This window comes from uncultured Bifidobacterium sp. (assembly GCF_949292005.1).
Classification (GTDB): Bacteria; Actinomycetota; Actinomycetes; order Actinomycetales; family Bifidobacteriaceae; genus Bifidobacterium.
The window spans coordinates 100,760-122,672 of sequence record NZ_CASEXV010000025.1 but is presented as its reverse complement, the minus strand read 5'-3'; the positions used below and the strand labels follow the sequence as shown (position 1 = coordinate 122,672).

The following is a 21,913-nucleotide window of genomic DNA, read 5'->3' as shown; positions in this document are numbered from 1 at the left end:
CCTGACCCTCCATGGTCAACCCCATGACGTCCTCTACGTGAATGACGCCTACCTGCGTCTGCAGAAGGTAACCGATACCCGTGGTCAAAGAATTCACGCTCCTCGCCAGAGCACGGGGGTAACAATCGTGATTCCCGAGTCCTATATAGACGAGAAAGCACAGATAATCGACGTGATCGCCAAGGATATGGACTCACGCGGGCAGTACAGCACAACCGATCGCAACGCCAAACCCAGCATCGACGTGGTCGCCGCGCCGGCAGGGCAGAAGCGTTTCACTTACACCACTGCTGATATTCGCACACTCCCAGGAGGATACCAGCCCGAGTCGGTAATCCAAGACCCGATCCTGGTTGTTCTGCCCACGAATACACCTTTCCTCCCTGATGGTGACTACTACGGATATACGACGTGGGGAAGCATCCTTGCGATGAATACACGCCAGGCCATCGCAGACATGAAGGCGAGGCCGCAATTGACCCGGGATGTGCTGGGCATCAGTCCGGCAGCCCAAAACGCTGCGGAGGACCTTGCGACTGCCCACCTGTCGCTGGCGACCAGCATCCTCAACGTCTTGTTGGGTCTGTCAGCCACCCTGGTCACGACCATTGGATTGGCCGTGGTATATACCCGCCGCCGAGCGCAGTTCATCTTCGCCGCGCGCATCAGCGGATGGCGGTATCCGACCATGTTCCGACGTCTGTTCACCTTTGACGCGATGATGACCACCTTCATAGTCGTCGGGGTAAGCGTCGGGCTCTGGGCCATTCTCGGATCCCTTACCACCGCGGGAGTTGCCGAGAGCCCCACCATCGGCGTTCTGCGTCTCATCATTCCCATAGCCGGACCACTCTGCTCAACTGCATCGGACTGTTGGAAAAACCCGCTTCCGGATCCATTGATTTGGATGGTCGGCCCCTCATCGGCATAAGTTCCGGCGCATGCCAACGATATAGAAGAACCCGTCTAGGCTACCTCTTCCAGAACTACGCGCTCGTCGAGAACGCCACCGTATCCTTCAATCTGCGCATCGCCCTTGGACCCGGCCGCCTGACGAAAGCGAAAAAAGCCGGGCAGGCGTCCGCCCTCGATACGGTGGGTCTGAGCGGCTATGAGCGACGGCCCATCTATGAGCTTTCCGGTGGGGAACAGCAGCGCGTGGCCCTCGCGCGTCTCATCGTCAAGCAATCCGACATCATCATGGCCGACGAGCCGACCGGCGCGCTCGACGACGCCAACTCCAGCATGGTCATCGATACCCTCAGAACCATGGCAGACCAAGGCGCCACCATACTCATCGCCACGCACGACCACACCGTTATTGACGCGTGCGACACAACGCTCAATGTCAACCATCCCGTGAGCGACAGCGAATGATGGAAACTAATCACCGCCAAAGGCAGAAACCTCGACGCGGCGCTGACCTATGTCTCCGGCGTGCGCCACCCGCTACCAGGATTCGATCAGGATCATCTCACGAACCATCGGCGAATAAACCGACGCGGCGATACCGCCCCCGACTTCCGTCCACGTAGCGACTCAATGGCACAATGAACGTATGACTTTGCATGGTGCCGACCAACCGGCTTCTGGGCCACACATCACACGATCCGATCCGCCGTCTGCGGCCAACGAGCCCCAGGACAGACCGTTGGGCAGCCCGCTGGGTGAATCCAGAACCCGTGTGTTGCTGCTGGGTGCGGGCGAGCTGGGCCGGGAGATCACCATCGCGCTGATGCGTCTGGGCGCCTGGGTATGTGCCGCGGACAGCTACGAGGGCGCACCGGCCGCCCAACTGGCCCACGAACACCGTGTGCTTGACATGTCACAGCCGCAGCTGCTGAATAATCTCATCCACGAGGTCGCACCGGACATCATCATCCCCGAGGTCGAGGCCATCGCGACCGGCGAACTGGCCCGGGCCGCGGCCGCAGGCATCCAGGTCGTGCCGAGTTCCGACATCGCCGCGATCTGCATGGATCGCGAACGGCTGCGCGTGCTGGCCCACGAACGGCTTGGACTGCCAACCACGCCGTATCGTTTCGCAGGCTCGCTGGAGGAACTGCGATCCGGTGCCGGGACCGTCGGATACCCCTGCGTGGTCAAACCGATCATGAGTTCCTCCGGACACGGCCAATCCGTGGTCCGCACCGCGCAGGAACTCGACGCGGCATGGACCGAGGCACAGACCGGCCGCAGAGCGGCACACGGCGACGAAATCTCACGGGTTATCGTCGAGGCGCTGGCGCCGTTGGCGTATGAGCTGACGGTACTGACCGTAAGCTCCAGCGCGGGCGTGGTCACCTGCGAACCCATCGGGCAGGTGCAAGACCACGGCGACTACCGCGAATCGTGGCAGCCGGCGGTCGTCGATCCCGCCGTGCGCGACACGGCCCGACGCATCGCCTCCACGGCGGTGCTCGGTCTGGTACAGGAAGCCAACCGATCCGGCGAACGGGGCTGGGGCGTGTTCGGCGTCGAGCTCTTCGTGCTTCACAGTGGCGCGGTGCTATTCAACGAGGTCTCCCCCAGGCCGCACGACACCGGCATGGTGACCATGACCTCACAGCGACTCAACGAATTCGAGCTGCATGCGCGCGCCGTGCTGGGATTGCCCATCACTTCAGGCCATACCGCGCTGATCCTGCGGCCCGGCGAAGTCGCCGCCAGCCATGCCATCGTCGTGTCGGGCGAAGGGTCTGCGGCCTTCACCGATGTGCCCCGCGCCTTGGCGCAACCGGACACCGACCTGCGCATCTTCGATAAACCGGCCGTCCACGGGCATCGCAGGATGGCGGTCTCACTGGCCATCGGCAAAGACGTGCAGGACGCCCGGGCGAGGGCCGGCGCGGTGGCCGACGCGCTGACCATCACCGTCGGCTGAGTTGTAATACGTCCTTGTTAGGATGAAGCCCCGCAAGTTCACTTATCCATCTCGTAATCTCGTAGGAAGGCGATCGATGGAGAAACTGGAACAGCTCTATAAGGGCAAAGCCAAGAAAATGTATGCTACCGACGATCCTGACGTGCTCTGGGTCGAGTACATGAATCAGGCGACGGCCGGCAACGGCGCCAAAAAGGCTCAGATCGAAGGCAAGGGCGAGTTGAACAACCGCATCACCTCGCTGGTCTTCGAACTACTCAAGGCCCGCGGCGTGGACAGCCACTTCATCAAGCGCATCTCCGCCACCGAACAGCTGGTACGCAAGATGACGATGTTCCCGTTGGAGATCATCATGCGCAACACCGCCGCGGGATCGTTCGCCAAGCGGTACGGAGTCGCCGAAGGCACCACGCTGTCGAAGCCGATCCTGGAGTTCTGCCTGAAATCCGACGATCTTGGCGACCCGTTCATCAACGACGATGGCATCGTGGCCCTGGGACTGGCGACCGAGGAGCAGCTCTCCGAGATCTCGCGGCAGGCCCGCGCCGTCAATCAGGCGCTTCTCGACATCTTCTCCGCCATCGAGGTCCAGCTGGTCGATTTCAAGATCGAGGAGGGCACGACGTCCGATGGCACGATCCTTCTGGCCGACGAGATCACGCCCGACACCTGCAGGCTGTGGGATCTCAAGGACCGCAGCGGCCGCATCGAGCATCTGGACAAGGACCTCTTCCGCCGCGATCTGGGCAACATCATCCCCGCCTATGAGGAGATTCTTTCGAGACTCAACGGTCTCGCCGCCTCCGAAGGCATCGCCGAGTCCGAACAGGAATAGCATATGGACCGTGTCCGCAGGGAGACCGCTCCCCTGACGACCACGGCCCATGTCCCGCAGTCGACGACACGGACGACGCCAACAGATCGACAACACCGGTACGAATGACAACAGGGGGCAACAGTGGTTTTTCGCGTGTACGTGGAGAAGCGCGCAGGTTTCGACGTCGAGGCTCGGCAGCTGCAGGAGGAGCTGCGCGACGTTCTGGGGCTGACCGAGCTGTCGAGTCTGCGCATCATCAACCGGTATGACGTCGAGGGCATGGACGACGGGCTTTTCACCAGGGCCATCCCCACGGTTTTCAGCGAACCGCAGGTGGATGACGTGTCGGACGCCCTTCCCGACTTCGGCGACGCTGCGGTGTTCGCCGTGGAATACCTTCCCGGCCAGTTCGATCAGCGTGCCGCGTCCGCCGAGGAATGCGTGCAGCTGATCAGCCAGGGCGAGCGTCCCACGGTCCGCACGGCCCGCGTCTATGTCCTGTCCGGGACGCTGGACTCCGATCAGATCGACGCTGTCAAGCACTATGTGATCAACCCGGTCGAGGCGCGCGAGGCATCGTTGGCGACCCGCGACTCCCTCGCCATGGAGACCGCCACGCCAGCGGACGTCGAGGTCATCGACGGCTTCACCGCACTGGACGACTCGGGGCTTGAGGAGTTCATCGCGCAACGCGGTCTGGCGATGGATCTGGCCGACGCGCGATTCTGCCAGCGCCATTTCCGCGAGGAGGGACGCGAGCCCACCATCACCGAGATCCGCGTCATCGACACCTACTGGTCGGACCATTGCCGCCACACCACGTTCGGGACCCATCTGGAGAACATCCGCATCGACGACGACGTCGTGGCGGCGGCCTTCGACCGCTACCTGGCCATGCGGCGCGAGCTGGACCGGGAGGACCGTCCGATATGTCTGATGGACATGGCGACGATCGGCGCCAAATGGCTGAAGCGCGAGGGCGTTCTGACGAATCTCGACGAATCGGAGGAGATCAACGCCTGCACGGTCAAGGTCGAGGTCGACGTGGACGGCGAGGACCAGGACTGGCTCTTCCTCTTCAAGAACGAGACCCACAACCATCCCACCGAGATCGAGCCGTTCGGCGGCGCGGCCACCTGCATCGGCGGATGCATCCGCGATCCTCTCTCAGGCCGCTCGTACGTGTACCAGGCGATGCGCGTCACCGGCGCCGCCGATCCCACCGCACCCCTGTCGACGACGCTTCCCGGCAAGCTGCCGCAGCGCAAGATCGTGACCACGGCCGCGCATGGATACTCGTCCTATGGCAATCAGATAGGATTGGCCACCGGCCAGGTGTCCGAGATCTACCATCCCGGCTATGTCGCCAAGCGCATGGAGGTCGGGGCCGTCGTGGGCGCGACTCCCGCCGATCATGTCCGACGCGAGACCCCGACCCCCGGCGATCGCATCATCCTGCTGGGCGGACGCACGGGCCGCGACGGCATCGGAGGGGCCACAGGAGCGTCGAAGGCGCAGGACATCGACAGCCTCGAGGAGTGCGGTGCCGAGGTCCAGAAGGGCAACGCCCCCATCGAGCGCAAGCTGCAGCGCCTTTTCAGGCGCGGCGACGCCTGCCGTCTGATCAAGCGATGCAACGATTTCGGTGCGGGCGGCGTGTCCGTGGCCACCGGTGAGATCGCCGACGGCCTGACCATCGACCTCGACAGGGTCAGCAAGAAGTACGACGGTCTGGACGGCACGGAGCTGGCCATCTCGGAGTCGCAGGAGCGCATGGCCGTGGATGTGGCCGCCGACGACATCGACGAGTTCCTCTCCTACGCCCGTGAGGAGAATCTCGAGGCCTCCGTCATCGCGGTGGTCACCGAGGAGAGACGCATGCGCATGACGTGGCGGGGTGACGTCATCGTCGACCTCGACCGCGACTTCCTCGCCTCCAACGGCGCGCCGAAAAGCCAGGACCTCCACATCGAGAGGGGTGGGCGGTACGATGGACGCCTATTCTCCGGGCCGGCGCTGACCATGCGTTCAGGCGACGGTGATCCGCGACCTGCGCAGTCCCTCCACGACCGAATGGCCACACTGCTGTCCGATCTCAACGTGGCCTCGAACAAGGGCCTTTCGGAGCGTTTCGATTCGACCATCGGGGCCGGCACCGTCCTCATGCCCTTCGGCGGACGCACCCAGCTGACTCCAGCCCAGGCAATGGTCGCCAAGTTCCCCGTGGATGGGGAGACAGCCACCGCATCGGCCATGGCGTGGGGATTCAACCCCTACATCATGGAGGCCGACCAATACACCGGCGGCTATCTCGCCGTCGTGGAATCGCTATGCAAGCTCGTCGCCACGGGATTCCGCCGAGAGGACGCCTACCTCAGCCTTCAGGAGTATTTCGGCAAACTGCGTGACGTTCCCGAGCGCTGGGGCCGTCCGGCCGCGGCGGTGCTGGGAGCTCTCACCGCACAGGTCGATCTGGGTGTCGCGGCCATCGGCGGCAAGGATTCGATGAGCGGAAGCTTCGAGGACCTCGACGTCCCGCCCACTTTGATCTCCTTTGCCGTGGCCGTCGGGACTGCGTCGAACGCGGTGTCCCCCGAGTTCAAGGCCCCCGGACACAGAGTGGTCCGCATCGCCGCACGTCTGGGCGCGGACGGCCTGACGCCGGATCCGGACTCCCTGATCGAAGTCATGGATGTGATCGAGGAGCTCACCTCCACCCGTGGGGCGCTGGCCATCTCGACACCCGGATACGGAGCAAGCGCGGCCGCGCTGTTCACTATGACGGTCGGAAACCGCATCGGCCTCGACATGGACGATTCAATCTCCTCGGACGACCTGTTCACACCGGCGTATGGCTCCTTCTTCATCGAGCTCTCCGACGACGCCTCCCTGCCGACGATGTCCAACAGGGTGGAGCACGGAACGATCGGCCACACCACGCAGGACTACACGCTTCGCGTGTCCTCGCAGACCCTTGACCTGGCGGAACTTCAGGAGGTTTGGGAGAACGGCATCTCCTCGGTGTTCCCCTATCAGGGCCGGGGCGACGCGGTGGAACCCATCTCCTTCAACGATGGACATCCCGCGACCCGCACCGTCGCGCCCATCGCACGCCCGCGGGTTATCATCCCGGTGTTTCCTGGAACGAATTGCGAATACGACTCCGCCGCAGCCTGGAACCGCGCTGGAGGCGTTCCGAGCACACTCGTGTTCAACAATCTCACTCCGTCCGATGTCGCGCTGTCGACCAGGCGCTTCGCCGACGCGATCCGCGACAGCCAGATCATCATGATCCCCGGAGGGTTCTCCGCCGGCGACGAGCCTGACGGATCCGCCAAATTCATCGAAGCGGTTTTCCGATCCCCCGAAGTGACGGACGCCGTGCGCGACCTTCTGTCGAACAGGGACGGCCTCATCCTGGGAATCTGCAATGGCTTCCAGGCGCTGATCAAGCTGGGGCTGGTCCCCTATGGCAACATAGTCGACACGGATCGCACATCCCCGACTCTGACCGTCAACACGATCGGACGCCATCAAAGCCGACTGGTCCGCACCCGCGTGGCATCCAACCTCTCCCCGTGGTTGTCGCTGGCGTCCGTGGGTGATATCCACACCATTCCGATATCACACGGCGAGGGACGGTTCGTGGCGGATGAACCGATGCTGCGCTCGCTCGTCGAGGGAGGACAGATCGCGACCCAGTACGCGGACGCGGATGGCCTGCCCAGTATGGACCTTGACGTCAATCCCAACGGCTCGCTTCTCGCCATCGAGGGCATCACCAGCCCGGACGGCCGCGTGCTCGGCAAGATGGGACATTCGGAACGGACCGGCAAGGACCTATACCGCAACGTCCCCGGCGACATCCATCAGCCGTTGTTCGAGGCGGGAGTGCGGTACTTCGCAGCCTGACGGTTCAAAACAAGACAACCTTTTCAAGTCCGCGCGGAGCCCGCTTCACTCAGCAATGTGAAGCGGGCTCCGCGTATCTCACGACTACCTACCATCCGCCATGCCGCTCCACGCCTCGCTGACGTGGCTCGTCAGACGCGCGGACCAGGCGCTGCGCGAGATCAGCGGTCAGCGCGCATCCCCGCGGAGCATGGCCACGATGTTGCGGTGCGCCACCCGTCCCACCGCCTTCATTCCGGAACGCGCGCTGTCGTGGCCACGCCGGGCGAGGAACGCTCTGACGGCCTTGTCGCCCTCGCTGAATATCAGCACCGTCGCGCCCAGAGCCCAGCACACCGCCCATTGGGCCCCCGTCAATGCCGTCATGCCCAGAGCGGACGCCATCACGGGAACCACCATGGCCACCGCGTGAAGAATGAGAGCCATAACCGCGGCGGTAAGAAGGAACGGATTCTTCAGGGGATTCATGACGAACACCGATCTGGTCTCCGACCGCGCGGACATCGACATGAAGAAGTTGAAGAGCACCAGCAACGTCAACGCCATCGTTCTCGCGGTGGTGTCATCGTAGTCTCTGTCGATCAGAACGCGGAAGAGAACAAGGATGCTCATTCCCATCCACAACCCACATATGGCCGTCCGACCCCAAAGCGCCGAGGACAGCAGTCCCTCCGACCGTCCCCGAGGCGGCCGGTCAAGCTCGTCCCCCTGTCCCGGCTCGAAGGCCAATGCTATGTCCTGCACGCCATTTGTGACGATGTTGATCCACAGCATCTGCAGCGGCATGAACAGCAAGGGCATTTCGGAGACGACGTTCACACCAACAGCGATCATCGCGGCCACCGCAGTGGACAGAAGGAAGAACGCCGATCCTCGGATGGCCTTGAAAGTCACGCGTCCCTGGGCTACGGCCTTGGTGATCGTGACGAAATTGTCGTCGGTCAGCACCACATCGCTGGCCTCCCGGGCCACATCGGTCCCCGACTCCCCCATGGAAATGCCCACGGAGGCGGCCTTCAACGCCGGAGCGTCATTGACCCCGTCACCGGTGACCGCCACCGTCTCGCCCTCATCCTGCAGAGCCTCCACAATGCGCAGCTTGTCCTGCGGGGACACGCGAGCCGCGATGGACGTCTTGCGCAGCCTGGACCGCAGCTGCTCATCGTCGAGGGTAAGCATCTCGGCTCCGGTGATCGCCTCTTCCGTATGCGAAAGACCGAGTCTGTCCCCTATGGCCTTTGCCGTGACGGGATGATCTCCGGTGATCATTTTCACCTCGATGCCGGCCTTTCGGCAGTCCTCGATGGCCTCGCGCACGCCCGGACGAGGAGGATCGAGCATCCCCTCGACACCGAGGAAGCACAGCTGCGACGGCTGCACCGCGGCCTCGACCGCATCCTCGGACGCGAGTGTCCGGGACGCCACCGCGATAACCCTCAGCCCCTGCTCACCCATACGCATGTTCATGGAGTGCAGTCCATCGACGTCGATATCCACACGAACGCCGTCGCCGTCGACCATGCTGGTGCACATGGCGATGATGCTGTCGGGAGCGCCTTTGACATACTGGGTCAGCACGCCGTCGCTCCCCCGACGAATCGTCATGGAATAGCGCAGTTCCGGCTCGTACGGCGTCTCATGCACGATATCCGCGTCCAAATCGCCGGCTCCCACCGCTCCGGCCAGATCGGCGGCCCGGGCCATGGCTACATCGACCGCATCGCCTTCGTAGCGCAGGGCGCCGTCATCACCCGTGGAGCGGACCGCCTCGTTGGTCAAAGCCGCCGCACGCAGCAGACCCCTCCATGCCTCCGTCACCGCTTGGGACGCATCCGACGCGGATTCGTCTCCTCGCAGAATTCCGGACACATCCTCGTACGACGACAGACTCGTCGTGCCAAGAGCACAGGATTCGACCGTCAAACGGTTCTGGGTGAGGGTGCCGGTCTTGTCGGAGCCGATGACCGTGGTGGCCCCCAACGTCTCCACGGCAGGCAGCGTCCGGACTATGGCGTGATGGCTGGCCATCCTCGACACGGCCAGGGCCATGGCCACCGTGAGGACGATGGGCAGCGCCTCGGGCATGGACGCCACCGCGAGGGCGACCGCGGACAGGAAGGCTCCAGCCGGATCGTTCTTCAGCACGGCTCCGGCGATGAAGACGAACGCCGCGACAACGATCACCGCGAAGGCTATGCCCCTTTCGGTACGGTGCATGATCCTTTCCAGCGGCGCAATGGTGTCGGTGTCGTTGACCAGATCGTTGATCTCACCCAGCTCGGTGTCCGAGCCGGTGGCGACGACGACGCCCCGTCCCCGTCCGCTTGTGACAAGGGTGCCGGAGAACGCGATGCACGTGCGGTCCCCCAAAGGAGCGTCCTGCGGGCACGCGGAGGTCGACTTGTTGGCGTCGTCGCTCTCTCCCGTAAGCATGGATTCATTGATCCGAAGGTTGTTGACCTCGATGAGGCGCAGGTCGGCGGGTACACGGTCGCCGCTCTCCAACAGCACGATGTCGCCGGGAACTACGGATTCGGTGGATATGGACCGCATCGAGTCCGAACGCAGAACCCGCGTCATGGGAGTGGACAGCGAGGACAGCGCCTCCACCGCCTTGTCCGCCTTGTCCTCCTGATAGAAGCCCAGAATGGCATTGAAGAGCAGAACGATGAAAATCGCGATGGCGTCGACGTAATGGTCCAGCGCGATGGTGATGACGCCGCACACGATGAGGACAAGGATAAGAGGACTGGAGAACTGTCCAAGGAACCGGCGCCATCCGGGAATCGAACTCGCCTCATGCAGGAGGTTCCTGCCGAAGACCTTCAGCCGTCCGGCGGCCTCGTCATCGGACAGCCCCCTATCCGTCGTTCTCAATGCCGACAGCGAGCGCTCCGCGTCCAGGGAATGCCAGATCTCATTGGAACCCCAGTCATCGCTCCCGGATCGCGCATCAGACTCCCCCGGTCGATCCTGAATGGATGGCGTCCATGTCATGCTCATTCCCCGTTCCTTTCGATCCTTCGCCCACCGTCATGCCCGTGGCCGATTTTATCAGTCGGAAAGGATACATAGCCGGAACATCGCTTTCCGCTGACGACGCACGCGTCAATGTAGTCCGCCGTTGGTATGGTGAGCCGGTAGTGCGATTCCCCGTTGACCACGGTTGTGGAAGGAGCCTAGGTTGTCGGCTGAACTCGAGGATATCCATGAAGAGTGCGGGATCTTTGGCGTGTGGGGGCATCCGGACGCATCTCGTCTGACGTACTTCGGATTGCACGCCCTGCAGCACCGCGGTCAGGAGGGGGCCGGCATAGTCTCGAACGACCACGGAAGGCTCTATGGCCACCGGGGTCTGGGGCTTCTCACCCAGGTTTTTTCCGATGAGTCGGAAATCGCCAGGCTAAAAGGCGACCGCGCCATCGGACACGTCCGCTACGCGACCTCCGGGTCAAGCTCCGTGGACAACATCCAGCCGTTCCTGTTCCGATTCCATGATGGCGACGTGGCGCTGAGCCACAACGGCAATCTCACGAACTGCGTGAGCCTCAGGGAGAAACTCGAGGACGAGGGAGCGATCTTTCACTCCAATTCCGACACCGAGGTCCTGATGCACCTGATTCGGCGCTCGACCAAATCCACGTTCATGGACCGTCTTAAGGAAGCCCTCAACATCGTCCACGGCGGCTTCGCGTATCTCCTGATGACATCCACGGAGATGATCGGCGCGCTCGACCCCAATGGATTCCGTCCTCTGTCCCTGGGTCGTATGAGGAACGGATCGTATGTCCTCGCGTCGGAGACTTGCGCTCTGGACATCGTCGGAGCCCGTCTCGTGCGTGATATCCGCCCCGGCGAGATCGTTGTGGTCGACGACTCCGGATACCGGATCGAGCGCTACACCGACAACACCCAGCTGGCCATCTGTTCGATGGAGTTCATCTATTTCGCACGTCCTGATTCGAACATCTATGGCGTGAACGTTCACTCCGCGCGCAAACGGATGGGATCGCTGCTTGCCAAGGAGTCGCCGGCGGACGCCGACATGGTGATCGCCGTTCCCAACTCCTCGCTGTCGGCCGCGTCGGGTTATGCGGAGGCCAGCGGTCTTCCCAACGAGATGGGTCTGATCAAGAACCAGTATGTGGCCAGAACGTTCATCCAACCCACCCAGGAGCTTCGCGAGCAGGGCGTGAGGATGAAGCTCTCGGCCGTCCGCGGCGTCGTGGAAGGGAAAAGCGTCGTCGTGGTGGACGATTCCATAGTCCGTGGCACGACCTCCCGACGCATAGTCAAGCTTCTGCGCGAGTCCGGTGCCCGCGAAGTGCACATGCGCATCTCGTCGCCACCCCTAAAATACCCCTGCTTCTACGGAATCGACATCCAAACGACGAAGGAGCTGATAGCAGCGAAGAAATCCGTCGAGGAGATCCGGCAGTACATCGGAGCCGACTCGTTGGCTTTTCTCTCGCTCGACGGCCTCATCCAGGCCATCGGACTTCATGCCGACGCTCCGTACGGCGGCCTGTGCGTGGCGTATTTCAACGGCGACTACCCAACGGCGCTCGACGATTACGAGGAGGACTTCCTCAAGTCGCTCACGCCCGAGGATCAGGTCCGCATACCACGTTTCGCCAGCGAGTCGAGCTTGTACCAAGGCAACGAGTTCATGACGGCGCACGTCGACTCCCCCGCCCATGCCAACGCATGACAGCGGGTTCACACCATCCGACGGACTCCTGTCCCGTCCGCCCATCATCAACCACAAGCGAAAGGTAGCGTGCCATGCCACAGGCCTATGAGGAAGCCGGAGTGAGCGTCGAAGCGGGCTATGAGGTCGTCCGACGCATCAAATCCCACGTGGAGCGCACCGGTCGCCCCGGAGTGATGGGCGGTATCGGAGGGTTCGGAGGTCTTTTCGACCTCGCGTCCCTAGGATATTCGGACCCCATCCTCATCTCCGGCACCGATGGCGTCGGGACGAAGCTTATGCTCGCCTCGATGGTGGGCCGGCACGACACGATCGGAATCGACTGCGTCGCCATGTGCGTGAACGACATCGCCGCGCAGGGGGCGCAGCCGCTGTTCTTCCTCGACTACATCGCCTGCGGGAAGAACAATCCTCGTCTTCTCGAACAGGTGGTCTCGGGCGTGGCCGACGGATGTGTCGAGGCGGGATGCGCCCTGATCGGCGGTGAGACGGCGGAGATGCCGGGAATGTACTCGCCCGACGAGTACGATCTCGCGGGATTCTCCGTGGGCGTAGCCGAGCGGTCGTCCATTGTCGACGGCTCCGCCATCGCCAACGGCGACGCCCTTATCGCGCTGCCGTCATCAGGAGTGCATTCCAACGGATTCTCCCTGGTCCGCCACGCGCTCTTCGACGTCGCCGGGTACAACGCCTCCACCAGACTGGACGCATTGGACGGCCGCACCCTGGGAGACGTTCTCCTCACCCCGACGACCATCTACGTGAAGGCGCTGGCGCCACTGTTCAAAGCCCGTCTGGTCAAAGGCGTGGCACACATCACCGGCGGCGGATTCATCGAGAACATCCCACGCATGCTGCCATCCTCGCTCGCCGCGCGGATCGACACATCATCATGGAATGTGCCGCCGATCTTCTCGGTTATCGAGGGCGCCGGTTCGATTCCACACGCGGAGATGTTCAACGTCTTCAACATGGGTGTGGGGATGGTCCTTGCCGTGGACGCGGCACGGACCGACGAGACCCTCGCGCTTCTCCACGGCAGCGGCGTCGCCGGATTCGTGATCGGCGATGTGGTCACCCGCACGGACGCAGACGTCGAGCTGCGATGAACGTCGGCATTCTCATGACAGGCAACGGAAGGACATGGATATGGGCATGAAGGTTCTGGTCATAGGATCAGGCGCGCGCGAGCACACCATCGCGCAGACCCTTCTCAGGGGCGAAAGCGTGGATGAGGTCACGGCGGCCCCCGGCAACCCTGGCATGCGCGGTGACGGCATACTCACCACGCAGCTGAACCCGTCCAACCACGCCGCGCTTATCGACTTCGTCAAGGACAACTCCTACGACTGGGTCATCGTCGGCCCCGAGGTCCCCCTCATCGAGGGACTGGTCGACGACTTCGCCGATGCCGGTATCCCGGCGTTCGGTCCGACGAAGGCCGCCGCCCAGATCGAGGGGTCCAAGGATTTCGCCAAGCAGCTCATGATCCGCCACAACATCCCCACCGCCGGATACCGCACCTTCGACGACCTCGATCAGGCCTCCCGCTATGTCCACGACCATGGAGCACCCATCGTGGTGAAGGCGGACGGACTCGCCGCGGGAAAGGGCGTGACCGTCGCGATGGATCTGGACACCGCCATCGCGGCTCTGGACGACATTTTCATCGACCATCGTTTTGGGAACGCCGGCGCCAAGGTTGTCATCGAGGATTATCTCGAAGGCCAGGAGTTCTCCCTCATGAGCTTCGTCAACGGAACGGACTTCTGGCCCATGCCCATTTCGCAGGACCACAAGCGAGCGTATGACGGCGATCGGGGTCCGAACACCGGAGGCATGGGGGCCTACAGTCCGGTTCCACAGATCGGCGATGACGTGGTGCTCGCCGCGATCGACTCCATCGTCCGTCCCACAGTGCGGGCCATGGCCGACGAGGGCACTCCATTCACCGGAATCCTGTATGCGGGACTGATCGCCACCGCGGACGGTCCCCGTGTGATCGAATTCAACGCGCGCTTCGGAGACCCCGAGACCGAGGTCGTCCTTCCGCGCCTGACCAGTGATCTGGGACAGGCCATAGCGGCCATCCTGCACGGAGAGGAACCGGAATTCACCTGGAGGACCACAGGATCCACACTGGCGGTGGTGGTCGCGTCGGACGGGTATCCGCAGAACACCGTGACCGGGGCCACGGTTCCGCCGATTCCGGCCACTGAGGACGACCATGTGTATTACGCGGGCGTGGCGACCGGCACGGAGGGCGGGCTTGTCTCGTCGTCAGGCAGAGTCGCCGTTCTCACCGTAAACGACGCGGATATAGCGCATGCGCAGAATCGCGCGTATGGCATATTGGACCGCATGGAGATGCCGGGACTCTTCTACCGGCACGACATCGGCTCGAAGGCCCTTCACTGAGTTTTATACGTATCAGCGTTGACACGTATAGCCGGCACAGACGCCTCATCGGGAGGCGTCCGCTGATCCGCCTCGATTACGGCACCGTCATGAAGCCCAACGACCGCAGATAGCCCTTTCCTGCCGTGATGTCGTACTGGATCAGCTTGTAGTCCTTGAGAAGCGTCTTCGTTCCCTCGTCGAAGTCCACGCTCGACAGCGGCTCGCTCTTCTGGTTGAGATAGAGCGACTGGCCCTCGGGAATTCTCGACCATCCCTGGATCGTGTTGACGAGCGGAGGCTCCATGGCCGCGATTTTGCTGTGGAGCGTGGTGAGGAACGCGAGGTACGGGGACACTCTGGCGTTCATATGCTCGGCCGTCTGGGCCATGAAGAAGTTGGGTGAGGTGTAAGCCGCGTCATCGTCCTTGACGCCACTGCTCGTCGACGCCTTGTTCGACCAGATGAAGTAGTCCGTCAGATGCAGGGCGAGGGAGTTCGAGCTGTCCTCGCTTGCCGTGGAGTAGATCCCCGGAAGATGATCCCCATAGAATACGACAGTGACGGGCTTGTCGAGGGAATCCAACTGATCGAGGAACTTCTTCGTGGCCTTCGAGGTGATGCTCGCCCCTTTGGCGTAGGTCTCGATGGACGTCGTCTCGTCGTCCCCGAGCTCCTTGCTGGAATCGGTGCTGGTGACGGTGAACTCGTTGTTCGCATACCAATCGTGGTATGGCATGTGGTTCTGCATAGTGATGATCTGGACGAACTGGTTGTTGGATGTCGACGATATCTCCTCCAACGCGCTTTTGTAGGCCGATTCATCGGAAACGTAGGGGGAGTCGCCCAGTTTCGCGGTGTATTTGATCCGGGGACTTCCCAAAGTGTAGAACTTCGAGAAGCCGAACTTCACATAATTGCTCTCACGCGAGTACATCGAAGGCTCATAGGGATGGAAGGCGATCGAGTTCGACGACGACCCCCATATGCGATTGAACGTCGGTGTCCACGACTCGGTCGGAACCAACTGCTGGTATGGGCTGGTGAGAGACGACGCGAAATTGGCCATGCTCAGGCCCGTCAGACCCATATACTCCAGATTCGCCGTTCCTCCGCCGTACCCCGACGAAAGCATAAGACCACTGGTGGTCGAGCTTTTGATCTCGTCGATCTCGGGAATCACCTTCTTGTTCAGGCTTAGCCCCGGAACACGTTCGGGATTGGAGAGCGATTCGGAGAGGATTAAGACTACCGTGCTGTTGGACAGCTCGCTGGTGCGCGTCTTATTGATGGACGTGGCCTTCTTCGCGTACTTGGCGGCGATCTTCTTCATGGTGCTTTCGCTGTATCCGGAGGGCTCATCCATAATCTTCGGATTGAGCTGCCGAAGGAACGAGACGACGACGCCATTGCGCTGGGCGTCATAGACCGAATCCCACATGGATGGCGTGTCCCCCATCGCCGTCGACACCTTGTTCGCCACCGAGTCGACCATGCCGACAGTCGCCGTGTGCAGGCTGACGACCATGATTGGCAGGATGATGAGAAGAAGCCGGATGACGGCCTCCAATCCGGCGTTCTCACATCGAATCATCCGTCCTCCGCGCGCGTCCTTCCGTGCGATGACGACGAATATGACAGTGAGGACGGCGAAGCCCGCCACCGCGCCCGCTATCACCAAAGGGGCACCGGACGGCATGAAGCTGACGAGGTTGCCGGCGTCGGATCCCAGGAAACTGAAGTCCGCGGGGTTAATCACCTCATAGCGGATCTGCACTTTGAAACGTTCCACCACGCCGATGATGGTGGCCACGACGATGACGATCGGGGAGGCCACCCATATCCTGTTGGTGATCATCAATATGGCCAGATAGGCGACGCCCACCATGATCATGTTGAGCACGAAGACGAAGTTGAGGCTCGTCCACATCTTGGCGACCATGCCCCAGAAACCGACGATCGGACTGGAGAGATCCGCGGTCGAACTGTCCTGCGTCACGCCCCACTGCATGATGGCAATGCACAGTACGTCCACGAGAAGGAAGGTCAGGACATAGGCCCATACCGGAAAACCTTCTGACGCCGCATTTTCGTCGCCGGAATCACTCGCGCCGCCACCGTCAACCGTGTCCGATGAGTGGGAGCCGTCCACGGGCGCTGGCTGACTGCCATCGCCGTTGGCGGCGCCTTCCCCACCGACATCCACGGATTGCGCCGCGCCTCCAGATTCCTCGGAGTCCCCAGACTCCTCAGGCTCCTCAGACTCCCGTGACGTCTCAGATTTCCCGGACCCGGTGGGATCGGCAATCGCTGAATCGACAGCGTCAGCAGCGTGGCCGTCGATACTGGCAGGGTCGGCAGCGACATCGGCGGCAACGGCAGCAGAATCGACGACAACCGTGGCGTCGATCTTCTCCTTATTGGAATCCCCCTGGGAATCCTTCGTCACAACATCCATGAACCATTCCTATCCCGCCAATCACGGCATGGCGCGCATCCGTCATCCGCAAGGGGCGTTTCGACATACCTGTCGATGATACGCCACCCGCTGGAACCCCATCCATGGGATGACCCGCACCCCCCACTTCATCCGCGCGAACGATGTCCAGCCATTTCGGCGCCACGTAACATCGCAACGGGAAAAGGGAAAGAGGTGCCGTGATGGACGTGCTCATGCGTATACCCCTTTTGTCGGGATGGTTTCCCTCCCTACTCGCGGCGACCGTGGTCGTCTGTCTGGCGCTTGTGGCCGCTCTCCCCGAGCCTCGGCGATCAGGAACGACCCCGGGGAAGGGATCCGCCTCGTCCGCCGCCACCATCGCCGCCGCCACCATCGCCGCAGGAGCCATCGGATACGCGGTCGTATGGTTCCTGTCGGACGTTGTGATGGCTTTCGGTGTCAGCGTGGGGTGGATGGTCATGACCGTGGTCGCCGCGACGGTGTCCTTGGTGGCCTTCGCGCTTATCACCATCCGCAGGTCGAGATCGGCGCGACGCGTGGTCGCCATCATGCTGGTGCCTCTTGTCGTGTTGACCTGCGCCACCAGCATCAATATGGTCTACGGCGAGTACACGACCGTGGGATCCGCCCTGGGATTCAACCCCTATCCGATGCTGGACTCCTCGTCGATATCACGCCCTGTGATGAGCGTGCGCCAATGGCGTCTTCTGGCGGCGCATGACGAGCTTCATGGTGCCCTGGCGTCCCACGGCATAGTCAGGACTGTGCACATACCCGCCACCAAGTCCGGTTTCCAGACGCGCATGGCAACCGTCTATCTCCCCCCGGCCGCACTGTCGGCCACTCCTCCCCGGCTTCCTGTCATGGTTCTTCTTGCCGGACAACCGGGAAGTCCCACCCGTTTGATGGCGGCCGGAAAGATCGCCGCCATCATGGACGAGTATGCGGCGCACCATGATGGACTCGCGCCCATCGTCGTCTCCCCCGATCAGAACGGCGCCTTCACCCACAACTCCCTCTGCGCCGACACCTCGGTGTATGGGGAGGCCGAGACCTATCTGACAACGGATGTGCCGCGCTGGATACGCGACACACTTCCGGTGTCGACATCCTCCAGCCAGTGGCTTATCGGCGGATTCTCTCAGGGCGGGACATGCAGCGTCCAGATAGGTCCTGCCCATCCGAAGATCTTCGGGTCCATCTTCGCGGCCTCCACGGAGATCGCCCCCAGCGACGGATCGCGGAAACGGACCATCGACCGCTTCTTCAACGGCGATGAGAAGGCGTTCGACGCGCATGTGCCCACAGCGATCATCGCTCGGCACTCTCCCTCGTCGCAGACGCTGATGATGGTGTCCGGAGAGTGGGACGCGGATGCGAGAAGCAACCAGGCGAGAATCGCCAAAGCGGCCAAAGCCGCAGGAATGCGCGTGACAGTCATGATCAGCCGCAGATCCGGACACGACTGGCACACGGTTATCAATGGTCTTGTCCCCGTGGTCGACGATTTCGGACATCGCACAGGTCTAGGCGCATCGACATGGTCGGCGTCCCGCGACGATCAGATCTCCATCATCACAGGATCCGGCCAATGACAGGCCCTCCATGAGCGGCAGACGCACAATCCAGAACCACACACCAACGTCAGAAGGACCATCACACATGCACGGGACCACACCGGAGGAATCGCCGTTGCCGGAGAGACCGCCGCAAGCACCAGCACAAGCCGCGACACAAGACCATTCACCATCAAGATCCGGGAACGGCGATGGCGACGCCGACCATGGATGGCATCCATTGGCCGAGGACGGGGCACGGTGGATCCGCTCGCATCCAGTCTCCCTCATCGCCACGGTGCTGCTTGTGGTGACGAATCTGATCCTTATGATCATCCACCTGCTGCGGCGCAAGGCCTTGTGGTCCCAGGAGGTCGTCACCCATTCGTCGCGGCTGCCCCGAATGGCACTCTCAATGGTCATCGTCCATGGATTCGTTGGTCTTCTGATCGTCTCGATCGTCCTGATCGCCGTCCTCGCGCTGGCGGAGACCCGCCTGGGGTCAATCCGCACGGTGCTCGTCGCACTCATATCGTCCGTCGGCGGCACGGCCGCAGGACTGGGAGTCTCCCTGCTCATATCCGACCATGTGTCCACCGGGGAATGGATCCGAAACATGCCGGTGCATCTCTCACCTCTGATTTTCGCGGTCGGCCCATTGATGGCCTCGGCCTACATGGCGCCGCTGCTGCACAGACGTCGGATTCTCACAATCGGATACACGGCCATCCTCTCCACGCTTCTTTTCGCCGGGAATCCCGCCGACTATTGCCTGTTGTCGGCTGCGATCGTCGGACAGCTCTGCGGGTTGGCCATGCCCCACCGTGCTTCCCCACGCGCGTCATGGCGTCGCGGAACCGACCACGAGATCCGACGTCTTCTCTCGTATCTGCAACTATCCCTGGCATTGGGACCTTTGGTGGCCATCACGTCGACGTCCCATGCTGGACCCCTGACGCGATTGGGACTGCTTCTCTCCACAAACGAGGGATCAGCGATGCTGGACAGATGCCTTTCCAGCTATGTCATGCAAAGCTGCGTCAGTCTGATCGGCATGAGGCATGCCATCACCGCCGGAATGTGGCTGCGTCTTCTCATCCCCGTCGCCGTCATGACCGTCCTCGCCTGGGGGCTGCACCGAGGCCGTCGACTTGCGGCGGCGCTGAGCGTCATCATCAACGTGGGCCTGGCGGTTTTCGCAGCCCTCTACTATCTGACGCCGATCGGACTGGACGGCCATCTTCCCGCATCCGTGGGATCCATGACGGCCTCCCTGCTGACGACGGCCATACCCACCCTGTCCATCGCCGTGGCCATCGCATTGAACTTCCGCCGCTTCCCCATACGCACCAACCCCCGGAAGGCGATTACGGGAGCCGCCGCCGTGGGAGCTGGCATCGTCGCGGCAGCAATAGGATTCCTCGCCGTCACATCCCTTTTCCCCAAGTCCTTCGCTCCGACGGCGACCCCCGCTCTGGCGGCCCTGACGCTGATCCACGCGCTCCTTCCTCTCAACCTCGGCGGATTGTTCGCATCCCCTCTGGTCGCATCGACCCCTTTGTCGAACGCCGCCACGCAAATCACCGCGCTGGTGCCATGGGTGACCCTGTTCGTGGTGCTTCTATGGCTTCTCAAGGACGAGGCGAGACTTGACGAGGACGCCAGAGTTACAGCGAACTCCCTGGTGATGCAGGGAGGCAACTCGATGTCGTTCATGACCACCTGGGAGGGCAACGGATACTGGATCTCCCCCACCGGACGCTCGGCCATCGCCTACAGGGTGCTTCATTCCATCGCCCTGACCGTCACCGGACCCATCGGGGATCTATCGGAGCGAAGGGAATGCATCCGCGGATTCATGGGGTTCTGCGCCGAGCGCTCATGGGTTCCCGCTTTCTATGCGGTCCATGACGACGAACGGACGATTATGGAGGAGGAAGGCTGCACTTCGATCCATATAGGGACGGAGATGGTCGTCCGTCCCTCCGAATGGCAGACACGCGGCAAGAAATGGCAGGACATCCGCACGGCCATCAACAAGGCCGCGAAGTTGGGCATCGCCGATGTGCTCACCACATTCCCCGAGGCCTCCGAGGATGTCCGGCGGCAGATAGTCGAGATCTCCGAGCAGTGGGCAGAGACCAAATCGCTGCCGGAGATGCGCTTCACACTGGGGGGCGTCGACGAGTTGGAGGATCCCCGGGTCGCTCTTCTTCTCGCGATCGATTCGTCGGGAATCGTGCAGGGGGTCACAAGCTGGCTGCCGACCTACCGCGACGGCGTGGTGGTGGGATGGACGCTCGACTTCATGCGTCATCGTCCCGACAGCCCCAACGGAATCATGGAATTCCTCATCGCGAGGATGGCTGAACGTCTGAGGGATCAGGGAATCGACTCACCTGAGAATGCCGTCTCCTTCATGAGCCTGTCGACAGCCCCCCTTGCTGGACTGGACGACGGGGAATCGGACAAGACTGCGTCGGACAAGACGGACGAATCCACGCATCCGAACGCCGACATCGTTTCCCACGCGCTGTCCCTCGTGTCGGACATGCTCGAACCAGCCTATGGATTCCGGTCGCTCTACGCCTTCAAAGGCAAATTCCATCCGGTTCCGGATCCGGTGTACGTGTGCATCCCGGATGTCACCAGAATGCCGGCGCTGGCCTTCGCCGTCATGGAGGCCTATGTTCCGTCGCTGGACGCGGCGGAGGCCCTGCATGTGGCGCGCACTCTAGTCAGACCGTCGTCCGCTCGGCCTGGCACTCGCTGCACAGCCCGAAAACCTCCATCGTGTGGGAGGTGACGATGAAGTCGTGGCGTCGCGCGACCGAGGCGAACCAGTCCTGATCGGGCGGCTCGATCTCGAAGGTCTTCCCGCACCGCTCGCAGACCAGATGATGGTGGTGCTTCGACCCGTCCTCGCAGACGCGGAACATCTGACGCTCGTTGAGTCTGATCGTGTCCGCAAGACCCGCCTCGGCCAGCGAGTTCAGCTGCCGATAGACCGTGGATAGTCCTATGGATGTTCCCGATGCCTCAAGAAGTCGATGGAGCCCTTGGGCCGAGACGAAATCGTCGCATCCCCGCAGTTGCTCGAGAACCGCCCGGCGCTGCCATGTGCGACGGGCCGCGCCACCCAGGGGACGATCCATGGAATCATCCTCTTCCTTGG

13 protein-coding genes are annotated in these 21,913 nt (G+C 62.3%); 10 read left to right on the top strand and 3 right to left on the bottom strand.

Annotated elements, in window-relative coordinates; all coding sequences use genetic code 11:
* From Q1X90_RS01525 to Q1X90_RS01505, 5 genes are all read left to right on the top strand, one after another.
* The coding region (locus Q1X90_RS01525; RefSeq protein ID WP_300765889.1) for a hypothetical protein at window positions 1-931 on the top strand (931 nt) is incomplete at its 5' end.
* Window positions 904-1,377: an ATP-binding cassette domain-containing protein gene (locus Q1X90_RS01520; protein ID WP_300765888.1), complete on the top strand. Its 474-nt coding sequence runs from the start codon at window positions 904-906 to the stop codon at window positions 1,375-1,377. The genes Q1X90_RS01525 and Q1X90_RS01520, both read left to right, overlap by 28 nt.
* 223 nt (window positions 1,378-1,600) lie before the next feature.
* Window positions 1,601-2,884, top strand: a complete 1,284-nt coding sequence (purT, locus tag Q1X90_RS01515) for a formate-dependent phosphoribosylglycinamide formyltransferase (protein WP_300765901.1) — start codon at window positions 1,601-1,603, stop codon at window positions 2,882-2,884.
* Window positions 2,885-2,960: 76 nt separating this feature from the next.
* Window positions 2,961-3,719: a phosphoribosylaminoimidazolesuccinocarboxamide synthase gene (purC, locus tag Q1X90_RS01510; RefSeq protein WP_300765887.1), complete on the top strand. Its 759-nt coding sequence runs from the start codon at window positions 2,961-2,963 to the stop codon at window positions 3,717-3,719.
* 123 nt (window positions 3,720-3,842) lie between these two features.
* Entirely contained in the window at window positions 3,843-7,613 is a 3,771-nt protein-coding gene (locus tag Q1X90_RS01505) for a phosphoribosylformylglycinamidine synthase (protein ID WP_300765886.1), read from the top strand.
* 168 nt (window positions 7,614-7,781) lie between these two features.
* Here Q1X90_RS01505 and Q1X90_RS01500 read toward each other — a convergent pair whose 3' ends face one another.
* Window positions 7,782-10,616: an HAD-IC family P-type ATPase gene (locus tag Q1X90_RS01500; protein WP_300765885.1), complete on the bottom strand. Its 2,835-nt coding sequence runs from the start codon at window positions 10,614-10,616 to the stop codon at window positions 7,782-7,784.
* A gap of 181 nt (window positions 10,617-10,797) precedes the next feature.
* Here Q1X90_RS01500 and purF point away from each other — a divergent pair, with 181 nt between their 5' ends.
* The 3 genes from purF to purD all read left to right on the top strand — a co-directional run bounded on the left by purF (window position 10,798) and on the right by purD (window position 14,742).
* Window positions 10,798-12,324 (top strand): amidophosphoribosyltransferase, encoded by a 1,527-nt coding sequence (purF, locus tag Q1X90_RS01495; protein WP_300765884.1) that lies wholly within the window; start codon window positions 10,798-10,800, stop codon window positions 12,322-12,324.
* A 74-nt stretch (window positions 12,325-12,398) separates the two neighbouring features.
* Window positions 12,399-13,433 (top strand): phosphoribosylformylglycinamidine cyclo-ligase, encoded by a 1,035-nt coding sequence (purM, locus tag Q1X90_RS01490; protein ID WP_300765883.1) that lies wholly within the window; start codon window positions 12,399-12,401, stop codon window positions 13,431-13,433.
* Between the two features lie 40 nt (window positions 13,434-13,473).
* The gene (gene purD, locus Q1X90_RS01485; protein WP_300765882.1) at window positions 13,474-14,742 is read left to right on the top strand and encodes a phosphoribosylamine--glycine ligase; all 1,269 of its coding nucleotides are present in this window, start codon (window positions 13,474-13,476) and stop codon (window positions 14,740-14,742) included.
* A gap of 76 nt (window positions 14,743-14,818) precedes the next feature.
* On the opposite strand, the gene Q1X90_RS01480 is transcribed toward purD, so the two are convergent.
* A complete protein-coding gene (locus Q1X90_RS01480; RefSeq protein WP_300765881.1) occupies window positions 14,819-17,179 on the bottom strand; it encodes an LTA synthase family protein in 2,361 nt (786 codons plus the stop codon).
* A gap of 203 nt (window positions 17,180-17,382) precedes the next feature.
* Here Q1X90_RS01480 and Q1X90_RS01475 point away from each other — a divergent pair, with 203 nt between their 5' ends.
* Both Q1X90_RS01475 and Q1X90_RS01470 read left to right on the top strand, forming a co-directional pair.
* On the top strand, window positions 17,383-18,777 hold the full coding sequence (locus Q1X90_RS01475) for an alpha/beta hydrolase-fold protein (RefSeq protein ID WP_300765900.1): 1,395 nt from the start codon (window positions 17,383-17,385) through the stop codon (window positions 18,775-18,777).
* 202 nt (window positions 18,778-18,979) lie between these two features.
* Window positions 18,980-21,544, top strand: a complete 2,565-nt coding sequence (locus Q1X90_RS01470; RefSeq protein ID WP_300765880.1) for a bifunctional lysylphosphatidylglycerol flippase/synthetase MprF — start codon at window positions 18,980-18,982, stop codon at window positions 21,542-21,544.
* On the opposite strand, the gene Q1X90_RS01465 is transcribed toward Q1X90_RS01470, so the two are convergent.
* Entirely contained in the window at window positions 21,477-21,893 is a 417-nt protein-coding gene (locus Q1X90_RS01465) for a Fur family transcriptional regulator (RefSeq protein WP_300765899.1), read from the bottom strand. The genes Q1X90_RS01470 and Q1X90_RS01465 overlap by 68 nt on opposite strands.
* Window positions 21,894-21,913: the final 20 nt, after the last annotated feature.